This window comes from Microlunatus endophyticus (genome assembly GCF_014646195.1).
GTDB lineage: Bacteria > Actinomycetota > Actinomycetes > Propionibacteriales > Propionibacteriaceae > Microlunatus > Microlunatus endophyticus.
The window spans coordinates 23,585-40,695 of record NZ_BMMZ01000011.1 but is presented as its reverse complement, the minus strand read 5'-3'; the positions used below and the strand labels follow the sequence as shown (position 1 = coordinate 40,695).

Here is a 17,111-nt window from a genome sequence, read left to right as displayed (position 1 = left end):
AGGTTCATGGAGCGAGGCAAGGACACCGATGGACTTCTTCAACCCGGCGATGCTGATCGGTGGCCTCTGCGTCGGCGTGATCGTCGGACTGACCGGTATGGGCGGCGGCGCGCTGATGACGCCGATGCTGGTGTTTCTGTTCAAGATCGACCCGCTGGTCGCGGTCGCCAGCGATCTGGTCACCAGCCTGTTCATGAAGCCGAGCGCCGCGATCGTGCACATGCGTCGTCGTACGGTCGACTACTCGCTGGTGCTGTGGCTGTCGGTCGGTGCCGTCCCGGCCGCCTTCGGCGGCGTCTTCGCCCTGAAGGCACTGCATCTGGGCGAGGCCACCAACACCGTGCTGTCGATCATTCTCGGCATCGCCCTGCTGATCGCCGCCGCGGGACTGATCTATCGGGCCTGGCAACAGCTGCGCACCAACCAGACCGCCTGGGGCGAGGGCCGGCCGGTGCAGTCGCAGACTCCGGACATCGTCGTACGCCGGGTGCCGATGATCATTCTCGGCGTGATCGCAGGGCTGTTCGTCGGACTCACCTCGGTCGGTGCGGGCTCGATCATCGTGGTCGTGCTGTTGATGATGTATCCGACTCTGAAGGCCTCGCAGCTGGTCGGCACCAACCTGGTCCAGGCCGTACCACTGGTGGCTGCCGCCGCGACCGCCCACGTGATCAACGGTGACGCAAATTTCGGCATCGCCGGCTCCCTGCTGATCGGGGCGATCCCCGGCGCCTGGATCGGCGCCCAGATCTCCTCCCGGGCACCGGGCGGCATCATCCGCCGGGCTTTGGCGATCCTGCTGGTCTGCTCCGGGATGAAGATGCTCGGCGCACCCACCCTGGTGGTCCTGATCGCAGCCGGCGTGATGGTCGTGCTCGGCAATCTGGCGTGGTTCTGGGTGGTGCGCCTCTCGCGCCGCCGGGCCACTGAACAACGGTCAGCCGCAGCCCGCGTCTGAGCATCCTGGGGCCGGCGCGCTCTGCCGTCGCGCCGAAGCGGAGCTGATCCTGTGGAATCGTTTCCACCGGAAGGTCACGGCTTGCTAACGCTTTCGGCGCGGCTCTCGCACCATCGTCGCGGAGTACGTCACGCTCCGAGACAAGTAGTCAGTTATTGGTTGTCTGCAAGGCAGAACGTCGGAGTCCCGACATGCCGAGCCGGCACCGAAGCGGCTTATCGGACAGGGGACAACGATGTCTGCGATCCAGGAAATTCCCGACAATCAGGTCGATCCGCAGGACTTTCTTCGCCATTGCCTGACGCGGCGAGGAGCCCTGAAGGGCGCGGCGGGTGCGATGCTGGCAGCCGGTCTCGGCAGCCTGGCCGCGTGCAGCGGCGGCGGGCAGTACTCCGGCAACAAGAAGAACCCCGGCAGCGGCGGCCAGTCCCCCGCTGCGCATGCGACGACGGTAGGTAAGGCTGCCTCCAGCGTCTCGCCGACGCCGCGGGAGAAGACCCTGCTTGTCGACCAGGCCGTCTTCACGGTCTTCGACAGCTTCAACCCGCTCATTCCCAACGGGGAGCAGTACAACGGCGGGCTCGGCCAGGTGGTGCGCGAGTACCTGTGGTACTTCAACATGGCCACCGGCGAGACGACACCGTGGCTCGGCACGAAATGGGAGTACGCCGATAATTTCAAGACCTTCACGGTGCACCTGAACGAGAACGCGCACTGGAACGACGGGAAGCCGTTCACGAGCAAGGACGTCGTCTTCAGCATCAACCTGGTCAAGGGCAACAAGAACCTTCTCGGCGGCGGGCCGATCACCGACGAGGTGAAGTCCATCTCTGCGCCCGATGACCACACGGTCGTCGTCAAGCTCAATGTCACCGATCCCCGCTACCACTACAACTGGATCTGCGGCATCGTCGGGACCAGTTGGTTCGTGCTGCCCGAGCACGTCTGGAAGAGCCAGGACCCGACGTCGTTCAAGAACAACCCGCCGGTCTACACCGGGCCGTACAAGCTCAAGGAAACCAAGTCGAACCTGAAGATGTTCGTCTGGGAGAAGGATCCGAACTACTGGAACAAGAGCAATCTCGATCCGAAACCCGAGTACGTCGTCTACCGGAGCGCGCCGACCGCCGATGCCGAGATCGAGCAGTTCAAGAACGGCGCCTGCGATGTGACGGGCGCGCCGAACATGTACTCGCTGGTCAAATCTGCGATCGACGGCGGCTACCAGTACGGCACCATCACCGGGATGCTCGATCCGTGCCCGCGGGCGATCTGGATCAACTGCGACGAATCGCACAAGCCGCTGAACGACCCGCGAATGCGCCAGGCGATCTCGGCACTGATCGACCGCAAGAAGATCGCGACCAGCATCTGGGATCCGGCATCGACCACCGCGAAGTATCCGTGGGCGGCCTTCGACGGCAACAAGAAGTGGGACAACGAGCAGATCGCGGGCAAGTACTCGCTGTCCTACGACCCGGCCAAAGCCAAATCCCTCATGGACGAGATCGGGATCAAGGCCGACAGTAACGGCAAGCGGATCTACAACGGCAAGCAGCTGAGTCTCGAGATCATCACGTCGACCCCCAACCCGGGCCAGGAGTATCTGATCGGCCAGCTGCTGGCCGAGGATCTCAAGGCCGTCGGGATCGACGCCAGCATCCGGACCCTGTCGTCGGCGGTCTACAACAACCGCACCATGAAGGGCGACTTCGACATCAAGTCCGAGTGGCTGTGCGGCGAGGTCTACGACCCCTGGCAGGTCTACAACGAATTCAACGACAAGTACTACGTGCCGGTCGGGAAGAATGCCAACGTCAACAACTATCCGCGGCTGCGGGACGCCACCTTCTCCAAGTACATGGACCAGCTGGCGGTGATCAGTCCGACCTCGGCCGAGGCGATTCCGATCTTCGACAAGGCACTCGACCGCTATTTCGCCGACCTGCCGGCAGTGACGAGCATCCAAACGCTCTACACGCATCAGTTCAACACGACTTTCTGGACCGGCTGGCCGACAGATGACAACCTGTACCAGGGGCCGGCGAACTGGTGGGGACAGTTCATGTTCGTCGTGGGGGCCCTGAAGCCGACCGGAACGACGATCAAGTGAGTGTTGGCGACGCCGGCACGGTGAGTCCTACGACTGCTGTCGTCCTCGACGAGGAGCCAGTGGTCGAGGTCTCACCGCCCGGCCCGGTCCGGCATTGGTGGGCGACGCACCCGAACTCGGCCTATGTGATCCGGCGTTTCGGGATCTACGTGTTGACGTTGTGGGCGGCGATCACGGTCACGTTCTTCTTCTTCCGCCTGATCCCCGGCAATCCGATCGGTGCCTACATCCAGAACCTGCAACAGAACTACGCCTACAACGCGCAGGCCAGCGCCAAGGTCGTCGACCACTACAAAGAAGTGTTCGGCCTGAACGGGAACCTGCTGACCCAGTACCTGCACTTCATGAGGCAACTGGTCTTCCATCTCAACTTCGGCCCGTCGCTGATCTCCTACCCCGACTCGGCGCAATCGGTTATCGCGGGGGCACTCCCCTGGACCGTCGGACTCTTGCTGCTGGCCACGATCATCGGGTGGATCCTGGGCGTGGCTGCCGGAGCGTTCGTGGCCTGGCGGCGGAACAGTCCGATCTCCGAGGCGGCGACCTACGTCGCGATCGCGGCGGCCCACATCCCCTTCTACTTCGTCGGCCTGCTGCTGCTCTTCGCGCTGTCCTTCAGCCTGGCCTGGTTCCCTTCCGGGTATGCCTACAGTTCCGATCTGAGCCCGGCATTCAACCTGACCTTCATCGGCAGCGTCCTCTACCACGGCATCCTGCCGGCACTGTCGATCGTGATCGTCGGGGTCTTCGGAAACATGCTGGGCATGCGGCAACAGATGATCACCGTGCTCGGTGAGGATTACCTGACCTTCGCCCGGGCCAAGGGCCTGATGCCCTGGCACATCCTGCGACGGTATGCGGTCCCGAACTGCTATCTCCCCCAGGTCACCGGCCTGCTGATTTCGTTCGGGTTCATCTTCAACGGCAACATCCTGCTGGAGAATCTGTTCAACTACCCGGGCGTCGGGCACCTGTTGGTGACGGCGATCCAGCAGCTGGATCTCAACACCGTCATGGGAATCACCGATATTGCGATCTTCGTGGTGATCACCGCGGTCTTCGTGATCGATCTGATCCTGCCGTTGCTCGATCCTCGCATCAAGTACACCCGGTGAGGAGGGCGCGATGAAACCGATCCGCGCACTCGGACGCCGGCTCCGGGGCAACGTCCGACTGACCGTCGGCCTGGTGTTGCTGTTCATCATCGTGGTGATCGGCGCGCTGCACGGTGTCATCATCGACGCGATCGGCAAGGGCCAGGACCCGACGGCGATCGGCTTCGGCCAGCGCTGGCTGCAGCCGAGTCCCCAGCATCTGCTCGGTACCGACCAGGTCGGCCGTGATGTGATGGCGATGGTGGTCGCCGGATTGTGGACGTCGTTGAAGATCGGCGCCCTGGGCGGCGCGCTGTCGACGATCATCGGCATCGTGGTGGCATTCTTCGCGGCCTATCGCGGCGGGTGGCTGGACTCCTTGCTGGCAACGACGACCGACCTGTTCCTGGTCATCCCGACGTTGCCGCTGCTGATCGCCTATTCGGGCTTCGCCAGCCATATCAGCCTGTTCCAGGTGAGTGTGATCCTCGCCGTTTTCAGCTGGGCCGGCGCATCCCGCACGATCCGGTCCCACGTGCTCAGCCTGAGGACGCGGTCCTACGTCGACCTGGCGAAGATCTCCAAGGAATCCGATGTGAAGATCGTGCTCTTCGAGTTGGTGCCGAACATGCTGCCCTATATCGCGCTGGGGCTGGCGCTGGCAGTGATCAACACGATCTTCGCCCTGGTCGGACTGGAGTTGATCGGTCTCGGGCCCAGCGGCATCCAAGACCTCGGTCTGTTGATCAACTCCTCGGTCCAGAACGGAGCGCTCAGTCTCGGTGCATGGCCGATGTTCGTCGCGCCGATCGTGTTGCTCACCGCGATCTTCTTCGCCCTCAACCTGATCAACGTCGGACTCGACGAAGCATTCAACCCGCGCTTGAGGAAGGTGGCCGGTGCCTGAGTCGGAGGCAGTTCTGGACATCCGGGACCTGATCGTGCGCTATCGCACGGTGACCGGCGACGTGACCGCGGTGGACGGCGTCAATCTGCAGGTCAAGCGCGGCGAGATCCTCGGCGTGGCAGGGCAATCGGGCTGCGGCAAGAGCACTATGGCGACAGCTGTGCTGGGCCTGCTTCGCCCCCCGGGCTTCGTCGCCGGTGGTGCCGCCACCTTCAACCGGCGGGACGCTGCTCCGGTCGATGTCCTGGATGAGAACGATGCCGGATTGCGCCGGCTGCGGTGGCGCGACCTGGCCTACCTCCCCCAAGGGTCGATGAATTCGCTGAATCCGATCATGCGGATCCGGGACCAGTTCGCCGACGTGATGCTGCAACACGGCTGGTCCTCCAACGACGAGGCCAACGGCTCCGGCGGGATCCGGCGCCGCCCGAATCGGCACGAACGGGAGGTCCTGCGGGAGCACGTCGCCCAGTTGCTCGCCGAGGTCGGCCTCGACGCATCCGTTGCGGAGATGTATCCCCACGAGCTCTCCGGAGGCATGAAGCAGCGAGTGATCATCGCGATGGCCGTGGCCCTGCGGCCGGAGCTGCTGATCGCCGACGAGCCGACGACGGCCCTTGATGTGATGATCCAGCGCGTGGTGATCCAGAACCTCGCCGATCTCCGCGACCGGCTCGGGGTGACGATGTTGGTGATCACCCACGACATGGGCGTGCACGCGCAGCTCGTCGACCGGGTCGCGGTGATGAACGCCGGTCAGATCGTGGAGGTCGGCTCGGTGGAGCAGGTGTTCAAACGACCGGCTGACCCCTACACCAAGGAATTGATCAACTCCATCCCGGATCTGACCGTGCGCGAGGAGGCGTTCTGATGGCCGTTGCCGAAACCGTTGCCGAAGCCGTTGCCAAGACCATCCGGCTGGACGACATCACCCAGGTCTTCCCCGGACGACTGGGAACCAAGGTCGTCGCGGTTGATCACGTGTCCTTCGAACTCAAGTCCGACACCCCGCGGATCGCCTCGCTCGTCGGTGCCAGCGGCAGCGGAAAGAGCACGATCGCCCGCATCCTGCTCGGGCTGCAGCGCCCGACCAGCGGACAGGTCACCTACCAGGGCAAGGATGTGGGGAGCCTGTCCCGCTCGGAATACACCACCTATCGACGCGACGTACAGCCGGTCTTCCAGGACCCGTACGCCATCTTCAACCCCTTCTACCGGGTGGATCGGATCTTCTGGAAGGCGATCAGGAATTTCAAGCTCGCCCACGGCAGGGCCGCCGGGATGAACAAGATCGAGGAGTCACTGGAGGCCGTGCGGCTCCGCCCGGGCGAAGTGCTCGGACGCTACGCGCACCAGCTGTCCGGCGGACAACGGCAACGGCTGATGCTGGCTCGGGTCCACATGCTGCAGCCGTCGTTCGTGATCGCCGACGAGCCGGTCTCGATGCTCGACGCGCAGGTCCGCCGGCACTTTCTGGACATCATGATCGACTTTCAGCAGACGTACGGGATGACGACCCTGTTCATCACCCACGACCTTTCGACGGTGGCCTACGTCGGAGGCGACATGATGACGATCTACAAGGGCCAGATCGTCGAACAGGGCACGGTCAAAGAGGTGATGACCCATCCCAGCCACGCCTACACCAAGCTGCTGATCGATTCCGTCCCGACCCCGGATCCCAATGACCGCTGGAAGACCCGGGTCGAGTTGAAGGACGGCGTGCCGAGGATCGTGCCGATCGAGACCTAGGGATCCAGGACCCGGGGGTTCGGTACCTGAAGACCGTAGCTCCGGTCGATCTCCGCCTGGTAGCCGGCGACCGCACCCGAGAGGACATCGTCCACCTGCACGGGCGCACCGGCCCATGCCGACTCGAGGATGGAATAGGCCATCGCCAGATCCAGCACCGCTTCATCGGCACTGGTCTCCATCGGGTTCCCGGTGCTGATCGCCGTGGCGAAGTCCAGCAGCTCCAGGGCGAACGAGTCCCGGATCCCGTGCGGGAAGAACGCCGCTGAATCTCCCGGACCCGACTCCCCCAGCACCGACTCGACCTGCACCGGCGCGCCGCCATCTGGGATCAGGCGGTCGGCCTTGATACAACCGGAACTACCGTAGATGCTGGGACTGGCGTCCAGGCTGGTGCCGGCGCCGCGACCGGCCCATCCGGAGAAGACAGTGCCGATGGCACCGCTCTCGAAGAGCAACTGCGCGGAGTAGATGTCCTCGACCTCGTTGGCCACCCGGCCGGACCGGCCCACCCGGTACGGCTCGAGCATCGCAGTCAGCGCACCGACCTGCCGGACCGGACCCATCAGGTAACGGAGCTGGTGCATCAGGTGCACACCGTGATCGATGGCAGGGCCGCCACCCGCATCGAGCTTGCGATGTCGCCACGGCGTGTCGGCAACGACACGATCCGGCGCCCACTCACCACCGATGCCCCCTGACAGCCACAGCTGTGGCCGACCGATCAGGCCCGCGTCGATGGCCTGCCACTGGGCTCTCGTACGCGACGCATAGCGCACGTTCTCTGCGACGCCGGCGACCAGGCCGCGACGGCCCGCCGCAGCGGCGATCGCCCTCCCGGCTCGGACGGTGATGGCCAGCGGCTTCTCGATCAACACGTGTTTGCCGGCGTCGAGTGCGGCCACCGCGATCTGGTGGTGCAGCGACACCGGCGCGAGGATCAGGACCGCATCGACGAGATCGGCGTCCAGCATCGCGTGCCAATCGTCGAACACCGCCGGTACCGCGGTCTGCAGGTCGCTGACGTAGCGGTGCGGCGCTCCGAGCGGGTCGTTCTCGTTCGCCGAAGCCGGTGGCCGGGGCGGTACGCCGTCGGCGGGGCTGCGGAATGCGAGCGCGTCGGCGACCCTCCGGGCACACAGCGCCGTGATCCGGAACGGGTCGAGGCCGACCGCCTGGGCGGCGGCCATCCCCCGCAGGTGCGCAGGCAGGATGCGTGCGCACCCGACGACACCCAACCGGATCGGGGCCACTGGTCCGAGCTGCCTCAGTCGTCGAACGGAAGTGGCGTGTAGCTCGAGCCGAACGGGGCGTCGGGCCGATCGAATTCGCCCATCAGCGCGCGGCGCATCGGCGTCGTGCGCTGTATGAATTCCGGCGAGTTCTGGAAGCGATCGGCGGCGCGCACCCACGGCGGGCTGTAGACGTAGTGGGCGGTGTAGCGGTCCTGGTCGCCGTGGTGGGCGTACGTACGATGCCAGACCCCGTTGTGGAAGAGCAGCACCGAACCGGCATTGGCACAGATCACGTGCCCGATCTCCACCTCACCCTGCGACCGGCGGATCTCATCGGGCAGCGGAGCGGTGCTGCGATGGCTGCCCGGGATCAGCTCCATGTTGCCCATCCCGGGCTCGGTCTGATCAGTCAGCAGGAAGGAGGCCCGGAGCTGGATCAGCGGCACCGGATATCCGAGCTTGCTGAAGTCGAAGGCGCTGGAGCCGTCCTGGTGCCAGCCGCCGACCCCGCCGCCGGCCGGCTGCATCGTGTTCCAGCTGGCCTGCAGCAGGAACCGGTCGCCGTACAGGCCTCGGACCTTCGGCAGCACCGCCGGGTGATCGATGAGCCGCTCCAGCGACGGCTCCGTCTCGTAGCCACGGCCCACCTGGCCCCAGGAACGGTCGCGTCCGGAATGCAGTCGCCGGGACGCCTCGTAGCATTCGTCGGCCTCGTCCTTGCTCAGGACGCCGGGAATCACGAGATATCCCCAGGATTCGAAGACGAATCGATCCAAGTCGGTGAACTCTCCGGGTTCGACCTCAGGATTGAACATTTGTGCTCCGTTTCAATAGGAAAAGGTGGGAAGTGGTAATCCGATCCGTTGTCCCGAGACCATGGAACGGAGGCCGGCGTCGAGAATTTCCTGTGCATCGCGGGAGATCTCCGGCGTCACCATTCCCTCGAACGGCTCGTCGTTGCGCAGGCAATGCGTGAAGTAGTCGGGACCGGAGCGGTAATGATCCGGCAGTTTGTCTGCGGCGACCGTACGGGATGCGGTCGACACCAGCTCACCGGAACTGCCGAGATTGGCCACTGCGACCTCGTCGGGCCCGGTGAGTGCGATCGCGCCCTTTTCTCCGTAGATCATGGTGGGCTGGCGGACGGGCACCGCCGGCTGGGTCCAGGTCCCTTCGATCACCGAATGGCCGCGCGGATATCCCAGGATCATGATCCCGTTGTCCTCGACGGTGAAGAAGTCCTTGGAATGCCGGCCGCCGTGCGCGGTGACATTGCTCGGCTGGCCCGTGAACCAGCGCGACATGACGGCACCGTAGGAGCAGAAGTCGACCGCTGCGCCGCCGCCGTTCGCGGAGCGCTCGATCAGCCAGCCCCAGCCGACCCGGCCGATCGGACCTGTGCTCGCGAAGTCCTCGGGCGGCCCACCGTGCCCCGCGCGATTGTGGATGCCGAGAACGCGGCCGATCTCGCCGGCCTCGACCAACTGCTTGGCGGTGTGGATGCCACCGTGCCAGTTCGTCGGCCAGTTGACCATCAGCCGTACCCCGTGCCGGGCGGTGACGGTGGCCATCTCCTCGGCGAGGGCGACATCGGCCGCCATCGGCTTCTCCTTCATCACGTGCACGCCACGACGCGCCGCATCCGCCACCACCTCCGCAGCCCGCCGGTTGTCGGCGCAGGTCACGATGGCCTCGGGTCTGGCTCGGTCGTACAACTCCTCCGGGTCGGCGAAGGCGGCCACGTCCGGGTATCGCCGGACGAAGAAGTCCCGGAGCTCGTCGTCGGCGATGGAGATACCCACGACGTCGGCGGTCGGGCTCGCCAACGCCGCGGCGAGCAGTCCCTGGAAATGAAGATGTTCGCCACCGATGAACGCCAGGCGGATACGTGCAGCCACGTCGACAGATCCCTTCACTCACACCGATTGCGGAACTGCGGACCGCGCGAGCGGCAGGCTGACGGGCCGGCCCGTCTCCGCCGACCGGTAGATGGCCAGCACCAACTCCAACGCATCCCGACCGTCGGCTCCGGTCAGCTGCAGTGGTCGGTCGTCCAGCACGCTGTCGATCAAGTGCGCCAGCTTGCGGTAGTGCAGGTCAGCCAGGACCGGCTCGACGGTCTTGAGCTGGCGCCAGCCGTGCAGGTGCGCCGGTTCGGAGAAGGTGTTGCTGAAGACGCTGAGGCCGGAATTGTCGCGCCCGGTGATGATCGAGCCGTCGGAGCCGTCGAGCGTCATGCCGCCGTGTGCGGCGGCGACGGCCCAGGCGGCGTACCACGAGCCCATCGCCCCATTGGCGAAGCGCATCGTCGCCATCACGGTGTCCTCGACATCGATGCCGGTCACCAACTGGTCGCGCACCATCACCTCGGAGCGGAAGATCTCGCTGGTCGCGTAGACGCTGGCGACCGGGCCCATCAGCCACAGGATCGTGTGCGCGGTGTAGATGCCCCAGTCGATCAGCACCCCGCCGCCGGAGTACTGCTTCTGCAGGAACCAGGGCACGCCGTGCGCTGACGGCCCGACACCGACCTGGGTCATTCCCATCGGCCGGCCGATCACGCCTTCGCCCAGCAGCTGCTTGACCAGCGGCAACCCCGTACCGAATCGATGCTGGTATCCCATCGTGAATCTCACACCGGCCCGGTCGGCGGCCTCGACCATCGCGTCGGCGTCCTCCAGGCTCGTCGCGATCGGCTTCTCGCACAAGACATGCTTGCCCGCCGCCGCGGCGGCGATCACCGGCTCGGCGTGTGCGGCCGGCCACGTGGTCACGGAAACGGCCTCGACCTCGGGATTGGCGAGCAGTTCGTGGTAGTCGTCGTACCAGTACGGGATATCGAAGTCCTCGGCGGCCCGGCGCGCCTTTGCGGGATCGATGTCGGCTATAGCCACGAGTCTCGCGCGTGGATTTCTGGCCAAATTGGGAAGATGAGCGAAACGTGAAATCCCGCCGGCACCGATGACTCCATAACCGAGTGTGTGTTCGGCCATTATGCTGATCTCCGCTTCGTTGCGCACAATCCGCGACCTGGAACCACGATCAGCGTATCAGGATTTCCTGAGGCCGCCCATAGATCTGTACGGGACAACAACGACCCTGAATGCAATGCGGGGTGTCATTGTTTTCCATCGAATGTGGGACTCATATCCGTTGAACGAGTTCGACGACCCTGGCCCGGCGGCTGAGATAGATGATCGAGGACCGAATGTCGGCGATCTCGGGCCGGCGGGCGCGTGGTGGCGTCGCTGACCGACGGGCCCGAGACTGGGGGCAAAAAGTGGGTGCAAAGGGACTCGAACCCCTGACCCCCTCCTTGTAAGGGAGGTGCTCTAACCAACTGAGCTATGCACCCGGGCCGCCGCCCGACGAAGCCGGACAGCGGCCAACACTAGCGGTTTGGGTCGACTCTGATCGAATCAATCCTGCGCGCTGACCGTGATCGGACTGGTGATCTGGGCCGGGAGCTGATCGGGGAGTTGATTGGTGACCAGGGACCCGAAGTCGGACCCGCTCTCGACCAGGCCCCACTTCAGCAGCCAGCGATAGGTCTGGTCGAACTCCTTCTGGGAGTACGGCGCCGGATCGGTGTATCGCAACCGCCAGGTCTGGATATCGTTCTCGCTGATCGAACCGAGATCCTCCGGCACCTCGTCCACGAAGTAGTGCAGGTACGGGCGAACGTCGGAGCTGATATCGGCCACCGCCTTGCGGATGGCGCGATCGATGGCCTCGTACACCTCCGGCTCGACATCGGGTGATGCGATCTCCGAACCGGTGTAGAAGGCCTCCGCGATCAGCCGGTAACCCTGCTTCAGTGCGAGCGTGATGAACGGCTCCATCACCGCAACCGCATCGACCGTACCGTCCCGCAGCGCACGGATCCGATCGGCCGGACCACCGACGTGGACGACCTTGAGCTCCTCGGGCTCGACGAACCCCTCCAAAGTCTGGATCGCCAGATAGTGCGACCCATGGTGGAAGTTCACCGCAACGGTCTTGTTCGCCAGATCCTGCGGATGGTTGGCCGGCGAGTCCGGGCGGACGAAGATCGCCTGACTGGCGACCGAAGCCCGCTTGGAGACGATATGACCACGACCCGAATCCTGGGCCCGGCGGACCTGGCCCCACTCGCAGGCCCGGTAGAACGAGACATCGCCGTTCTCGAACGGCTTGGCGATCGCACCGATCGAGGTGACCAGATGATGATCTTCGATCGGCTTGATCGCAGTCTCGTACGATCCCGGCTCGACCAACTGCAGGTCGATGGCCTCCTCGGCGAAGTAGCCCTTCTCCAGACCGACCAGATACGGCAGCGTGAAGATGGCTCCGGAACGGACCGTCTTGATCGTGTGCTTCTCCGACATGATGATGTATCCCCTTCGTGATGATCTTGATGTGATGATCTTGGCGTGCTGAGCTCGATGTGGTGGCGTGGATTGAGGGCCCGTTGGACGGGATTCCCTGTCAAGTAAGGGTCTGGTAGACCGGATTGGCCGGCTTGCTCTTGAGCAGGCCGATCTGTGCCGCTACCTCGATCTGCTTGTCGATGTTGTCGAAGACCTCCTTGTTCCAGCCCACTGCGTAGATGTCCTTGAGGCGTTCCGGCAGCAGCGCGATCGCCTTCTTCTCCGTCGGCTTGATTCCGTACGCGTCGGCGTACTTCGACATCAGCGACGGGTCGTCGATCACTGCCTCGGTGGCCTCCTTCATCACCGTGAGAAAGCGCTTTGCCGCTTCCTTCTGATCGGTGTCGGCCAGCCAGTCCTTCCGGAAGGCCGACCCGTTGAGGAAGAGCCGACTCTTCTCTCCGGTTCCCTGCTGCCACAAGTCGCCGACCGTCGCGAGCTGGCGGTTGCCGTCAGCGACCAGCAGCGTGGCATTCGGCTCGATGGCGATGATCGCGTCGAGATCGCCGCGGTCGTAGAGCGCCAGGCTCGCAGTCGGCTGCCCGGGAAAGAGCTGATACTCCTTGTCGAAGTTGATGCCGTTCACGGCCGCCGCCAGCGCCGCCGCCTTGTAGGTGTCGGAACTGGACGGCTGGACTCCGATCCTCTTTCCCTTGAGATCGGCGATGCTGGTCGCGTCGCTGTGTGCGGGCACGATCCACCGGCCGTGGTTGTAGAGCGCCGGGCCGGCGATCACGACGTCGTGTCCGCCGGCATTGGCCTCGGCGACGCCCAACGGGCCGAAGGAGAACACGTCGAGCAGCTTGGCCAGCAACTGTTGCTGGCCGGTCCCGACACCGCCGCCCTGACGGTCGACGGTGAGATTCTGTGCCTGGGCGAGCTTGCGTACCTCGATGATGCGATCGGTGACGGCTCCTGCGGTCCCTGGGGTCGTGGCCGCAGTCTTGATCGACAGGTCGCCCGAACCGGAGTCACTGCCGGCCGCGGTTCCCTGGCCACAAGCAGCCAGCAGGGTTGCTCCCAGCACCCCGCCGCCGAGGCCGAGAAGGCGTCGGCGATCCATCCGCCGCGCTGCGGCCAGAGCGAGCGTCGCCCGCCCTGTCACCGGCTGTGTTGACACCTGGCTACCTCCATGACTTTCTTGATCTTGCTGATTGTCGTGATCTTGGTCGTGATGCGTGATCGTGTGCGCCGTGATCGGATTGCTGTTCGGGTCGCCGGCCTGCGACTACACCAACTGCCCGACGATCGTTCTGTGCAACGCGAAAAGGTCGTCATCCTCCGGCTGGCGGGGCCGTGGCGCATCGATCCGATGTTCGGCGACGATCCGCGCCGGACTACCCGAGAGCACGATGATCCGGTCGGCAAGGAAGGTTGCTTCCAACGGGTTGTGCGTGACCAGCAGTCCGACCCGGGGACGTTCCAGCCACAGGTCCTGTGCCAGCAACCGCAGCCGTCGCGCTGTCAGTTCATCCAGCGCGCTGAACGGCTCGTCGAAGAGCATCACGTCCGGATCGATCGCAAAGGCGCGCGCAAGTCCCACCCGCTGCCGCTGTCCGCCCGACAGCACCGACGGATAACTGCGGGCGTACTTGGCCAGCCCGACGGCCTCCAGCGCATCCCGGGCCGCCGGTCTGCCGATCCCGGCCGCATCGGTGGCCAACTCGACATTCTGCAACGCAGGCAGCCAGTCGAAGAGCCGCGGCTGCTGGAAGACCATGCCGAGCCGCGGCGTACGATCCGGGCCGCCGAGCTCGATGGTCCCACTGTCCGGGGATTCCAGTCCGGCGATCAGATGCAGCAAGGTCGTCTTGCCGGTACCGGAGGCGCCGACGACGGCGACCAGTTCGCCGTGCTCGACGGTCAGGTCGAGGCCGTCGAAGATCTGCTCACGCCGGCCGGTCTGGCGATGGACGAACGTCTTGGACATACCGCGGATCTCGAGCGCAGCACTCATGCTCCGGCCTCCTTCCGCCAGCGGCCGGACAGCCGCTCGAGTGTCTGGAACACGCCGTACTCGACGATCGTCATGATCAACGCGAAGGTGATCGTCCAGGCGAGCACCCCGGCCACGTTGTTGTTGGAGAAGTCGAGATTGAGCTGATAGCCGATCCCACTGGCCAGGCCGAAGATCTCCACCAGCACGATCACCTGCCAGGCCCTCGAGATGCCCAGCCGTGCCGCCGCGAACAGGTAAGGCGCCAGTACCGGGAGCCAGAGCTTGAAGAGCCGGACCCGACCCGGCAGCCGGTAGACGTCGGCCATCTCGACGAGTTGGTCATCGACCGAACGCACGCCCTGCACGATGTTCATGATCAACACCGGTGCGACGGCGAGCACCACGCAGAGCACCGGGTTGATCAGGCTGACCCCGAACCAGATGACGCACAACAGCGCCTTGACCAGCCCGGGAATAACCAGCAGCAACAACATCAGCGGCTCCAGGAATCGCCGCAACAGGGTGCTCCGCCCCATGGCGATCCCTACCACGACCGAGATCAGAAAGCCGATCACGAAGCCGATGCCGACCCGTTCCAGGGTCAGTCCGACCTGCGTCCACAGCCCGCTGGTGTGCAACAGTCCGCCGAACTGCCCGGCGATCTCTCCGAGCCGCGGTACCAGTGGCGTCGCCATCCTCGCGGCCATCAACTGCCAGGCCAGCAACATGATGACCACCAGCAGCACCGGCGGGACGATCGCGCCCAACACCCATCGCAGCCGACGGTCACGGTCGAACGGACCCGAGCCCGGACCCGCGGACGGGCCGGCGCCGTCCGGACCCGCTGCGACACCGGGGAGCCGCGGCCGCCCGGCGTCCTGGCGCACATCACTCTGACTGATCGTCATGATCACTCCTGCTCGCTGTCGATCGGGTGATCATCAGGCGGTCGGCCGGACGAGGAGTTCGAGGATCGGAGCAGTCGCCGCGACCTGGGCGAAGACCTCGTCACCGGAAGCCTGCTGCCGGTCGACCAGAAAGGTCGTTGCCTGTTGCCGGGTGCGGTAGCACCTCTCCGCTCCTGCGGGTGACGACGAGGTCGGCTCGACGGCCAACACAAAACCCCTATTTCCCTCCATGGAAATAGGCTAACAGCCGCAGTTCATCCTCCCGGTGATGTCCAGCAGGTGGACTTCGCGTCCGCCAGCGATTCTCAGCCGGCCGACTGGCCACCGTCGCCGTCGTCGTCGCGTCGCTGGCGGCGGGCGGTCACCGCCCGGGCACGATCGCGGACCGACCGGGCCGTACGGCTGCGGTCCAGCACCATGTCGATCCCGCGGGGATATGGCCGCTCGGGGTGCAGCAGCACGCTCTCCACCACGACGGGAAGCCGCGCGACCTGCCGCGCCTCGCGCGCCCGCCGGCGGTTCTCCAGGCGCAGGGCGGCGAGCACCTGCTCCAGGGCAACGACGAGGGAACCGCGCAGCATCCGATGCCCGGGCGGAGGATCGACCAACATCAACTCCGCCAGCATCGCGCGCGTCTCGCCGGCGTACTCCATGCCGTCGACCAGCGATCGCTCGGCGTCCTCCTCATGGCCCTCCGCCTCGGCCACCACCAGGTCCCCGAAGGATCGCAGGCAGCCGGCGGTCTGGGTGAGTACCACCGCGAAGATGTTGCGGACGTCCTCGCCGTACGGGTCTTCCGGCTCCTGTTCCCGCGCGTCTTCCTCTCCCGGCGGATCGGGCAGTTCGGTGATCATCGCGGTGAAGAACGCCCGTATCGCGAGCAGGCAGCGATCGAAGGTGTCCAGGCCCGAATCCAGGACCGGTACGACATCGCTGGTGCCCAGTGCCCGGGGATTCCACCGCCGGCGCTCGCGCAGGTTGGACACGGAGGCGGCAACCGCCGCCACCTCGCCGGCGGCGGCGCGGGCCTGGTCGAGCCAACCCTTGGCCTGCTGACGGGTCGGCGGCTTCTCCTCCAGGGTGCGAGCCGCCGACTCCAGCGGTGTCGCCGCCGCGTCGGCCACCCTCCGCACCGAACGCACCACCGAGGCTGCGGCCAAGGCGGTCGGAAAGACCAGGCCGAAGGCGATCCCGACCCCGGCGCCGATCAGCGTATTGAGCACCCGGACATAGCCGGCCACATCGTGGTGGGCGACACCGAGGATGAGCATCGCGCTGATCGGCGCCTCCAACATCTGCTCGCGGAGCCGGAACAGCCGGGCGACGACGATCGCCGCGATGATCGCGGCGCCAAGACTCCACCAGGTCAGGCCGATCCAGTTCGAGAGCAGGACCGCGACCAGGACGCCACACAGCACAGCACCCACCCGCACCAGGCCCATCCGCAGCGTCGAAAGCGTCGATGCCTGCAGCACCAGCAGTGCGGTCAGCGACCCGGTCAGGTCGACCGGCCCGCCGGACGACAGCGCCCGGGTGAGTAAGTAGGAAACCACCGCGGCAAGACTCAGCCGCAGCAGCATCACGGCAAACGGCACCAGCCGGCCGGAGACCTCCCGCCACCGATCGGGGTGCCCCGGCCAGGCGATCTGGAGGAATCGACTGCCGATCACGGGTCCAGAATGCCCGTCCGGCGAAACGTTTGTCTCGGGTTCAGTGACCAAACGTGTCGTCTGTCCACCGTGTCGTCTGTCCACCGTGTTGCCGGGGCCCGTGCCGTCAGCGCGTTCACAGCACGG

The 17,111-nt window shown here is 65.3% G+C and carries 16 protein-coding genes and 1 tRNA gene; 6 read left to right on the top strand and 11 right to left on the bottom strand.

Annotated elements, in window-relative coordinates; all coding sequences use genetic code 11:
- Positions 1-28: 28 nt before the first annotated feature.
- The 6 genes from IEY07_RS18620 (at position 29) to IEY07_RS18595 (ending at position 6,824) form a co-directional block, all read left to right on the top strand.
- Positions 29-958, top strand: a complete 930-nt coding sequence (locus IEY07_RS18620; RefSeq protein ID WP_229670314.1) for a sulfite exporter TauE/SafE family protein — start codon at positions 29-31, stop codon at positions 956-958.
- Between the two features lie 235 nt (positions 959-1,193).
- Positions 1,194-3,071, top strand: coding sequence for an ABC transporter substrate-binding protein (locus IEY07_RS18615; RefSeq protein ID WP_188896914.1), 1,878 nt, complete (start codon positions 1,194-1,196; stop codon positions 3,069-3,071).
- Positions 3,068-4,186: an ABC transporter permease gene (locus IEY07_RS18610; RefSeq protein ID WP_229670312.1), complete on the top strand. Its 1,119-nt coding sequence runs from the start codon at positions 3,068-3,070 to the stop codon at positions 4,184-4,186. The genes IEY07_RS18615 and IEY07_RS18610 overlap by 4 nt, the downstream gene beginning before the upstream one ends.
- A gap of 10 nt (positions 4,187-4,196) precedes the next feature.
- Complete coding sequence (locus IEY07_RS18605; protein ID WP_188896913.1) at positions 4,197-5,072, top strand: ABC transporter permease; 876 nt, start codon at positions 4,197-4,199, stop codon at positions 5,070-5,072.
- Positions 5,065-5,943, top strand: a complete 879-nt coding sequence (locus IEY07_RS18600) for an ABC transporter ATP-binding protein (protein ID WP_188896912.1) — start codon at positions 5,065-5,067, stop codon at positions 5,941-5,943. The genes IEY07_RS18605 and IEY07_RS18600 overlap by 8 nt, the downstream gene beginning before the upstream one ends.
- The gene (locus IEY07_RS18595) at positions 5,943-6,824 is read left to right on the top strand and encodes an ABC transporter ATP-binding protein (RefSeq protein ID WP_188896911.1); all 882 of its coding nucleotides are present in this window, start codon (positions 5,943-5,945) and stop codon (positions 6,822-6,824) included. Before IEY07_RS18600 ends, IEY07_RS18595 begins: the two co-directional genes overlap by 1 nt.
- Here the strand turns inward: IEY07_RS18595 and IEY07_RS18590 are convergent.
- The 11 genes from IEY07_RS18590 to IEY07_RS18540 all read right to left on the bottom strand — a co-directional run bounded on the left by IEY07_RS18590 (position 6,821) and on the right by IEY07_RS18540 (position 16,985).
- Positions 6,821-8,077, bottom strand: a complete 1,257-nt coding sequence (locus IEY07_RS18590) for a Gfo/Idh/MocA family protein (protein WP_188896910.1) — start codon at positions 8,075-8,077, stop codon at positions 6,821-6,823. The two genes, IEY07_RS18595 and IEY07_RS18590, sit on opposite strands and share 4 nt — an antisense overlap.
- A 14-nt stretch (positions 8,078-8,091) precedes the next feature.
- Complete coding sequence (locus IEY07_RS18585) at positions 8,092-8,874, bottom strand: phytanoyl-CoA dioxygenase family protein (protein WP_188896909.1); 783 nt, start codon at positions 8,872-8,874, stop codon at positions 8,092-8,094.
- A 12-nt stretch (positions 8,875-8,886) separates the two neighbouring features.
- Positions 8,887-9,957 carry a Gfo/Idh/MocA family protein gene (locus IEY07_RS18580; RefSeq protein ID WP_188896908.1) on the bottom strand — a complete coding sequence of 357 codons (1,071 nt, stop codon included), beginning with the start codon at positions 9,955-9,957 and terminating at the stop codon, positions 8,887-8,889.
- Positions 9,958-9,975: 18 nt separating this feature from the next.
- Positions 9,976-11,052: a Gfo/Idh/MocA family protein gene (locus IEY07_RS18575; protein WP_188896907.1), complete on the bottom strand. Its 1,077-nt coding sequence runs from the start codon at positions 11,050-11,052 to the stop codon at positions 9,976-9,978.
- 288 nt (positions 11,053-11,340) lie between these two features.
- Positions 11,341-11,414 (bottom strand) — tRNA-Val (locus tag IEY07_RS18570).
- Between the two features lie 64 nt (positions 11,415-11,478).
- Positions 11,479-12,426, bottom strand: coding sequence for an ABC transporter substrate-binding protein (locus IEY07_RS18565; RefSeq protein WP_188896906.1), 948 nt, complete (start codon positions 12,424-12,426; stop codon positions 11,479-11,481).
- Positions 12,427-12,526: 100 nt separating this feature from the next.
- Entirely contained in the window at positions 12,527-13,588 is a 1,062-nt protein-coding gene (locus IEY07_RS18560) for an ABC transporter substrate-binding protein (RefSeq protein ID WP_188896905.1), read from the bottom strand.
- Positions 13,589-13,696: 108 nt separating this feature from the next.
- A complete protein-coding gene (locus IEY07_RS18555) occupies positions 13,697-14,425 on the bottom strand; it encodes an ABC transporter ATP-binding protein (RefSeq protein ID WP_188896904.1) in 729 nt (242 codons plus the stop codon).
- Entirely contained in the window at positions 14,422-15,315 is an 894-nt protein-coding gene (locus tag IEY07_RS18550) for an ABC transporter permease (protein ID WP_188896903.1), read from the bottom strand. The genes IEY07_RS18555 and IEY07_RS18550 overlap by 4 nt, the downstream gene beginning before the upstream one ends.
- Before the next feature lie 33 nt (positions 15,316-15,348).
- The gene (locus tag IEY07_RS18545) at positions 15,349-15,546 is read right to left on the bottom strand and encodes a hypothetical protein (protein ID WP_188896902.1); all 198 of its coding nucleotides are present in this window, start codon (positions 15,544-15,546) and stop codon (positions 15,349-15,351) included.
- A gap of 74 nt (positions 15,547-15,620) precedes the next feature.
- Positions 15,621-16,985, bottom strand: a complete 1,365-nt coding sequence (locus IEY07_RS18540) for an FUSC family protein (RefSeq protein ID WP_188896901.1) — start codon at positions 16,983-16,985, stop codon at positions 15,621-15,623.
- Positions 16,986-17,111 lie beyond the last annotated feature (126 nt).

Bases quoted from the DNA above. Each gene is read 5' to 3' on its own strand.
- IEY07_RS18595 (WP_188896911.1), top strand. From the start codon at position 5,943: ATGGCCGTTGCCGAAACCGTTGCCGAAGCCGTTGCCAAGACCATCCGG.
- IEY07_RS18565 (WP_188896906.1), bottom strand. From the start codon at position 12,426: ATGTCGGAGAAGCACACGATCAAGACGGTCCGTTCCGGAGCCATCTTC.
- IEY07_RS18605 (WP_188896913.1), top strand. From the start codon at position 4,197: ATGAAACCGATCCGCGCACTCGGACGCCGGCTCCGGGGCAACGTCCGA.
- IEY07_RS18615 (WP_188896914.1), top strand. From the start codon at position 1,194: ATGTCTGCGATCCAGGAAATTCCCGACAATCAGGTCGATCCGCAGGAC.
- IEY07_RS18620 (WP_229670314.1), top strand. From the start codon at position 29: ATGGACTTCTTCAACCCGGCGATGCTGATCGGTGGCCTCTGCGTCGGC.
- IEY07_RS18545 (WP_188896902.1), bottom strand. From the start codon at position 15,546: ATGGAGGGAAATAGGGGTTTTGTGTTGGCCGTCGAGCCGACCTCGTCG.
- IEY07_RS18555 (WP_188896904.1), bottom strand. From the start codon at position 14,425: ATGAGTGCTGCGCTCGAGATCCGCGGTATGTCCAAGACGTTCGTCCAT.
- IEY07_RS18575 (WP_188896907.1), bottom strand. From the start codon at position 11,052: ATGGCCGAACACACACTCGGTTATGGAGTCATCGGTGCCGGCGGGATT.
- IEY07_RS18550 (WP_188896903.1), bottom strand. From the start codon at position 15,315: ATGACGATCAGTCAGAGTGATGTGCGCCAGGACGCCGGGCGGCCGCGG.
- IEY07_RS18585 (WP_188896909.1), bottom strand. From the start codon at position 8,874: ATGTTCAATCCTGAGGTCGAACCCGGAGAGTTCACCGACTTGGATCGA.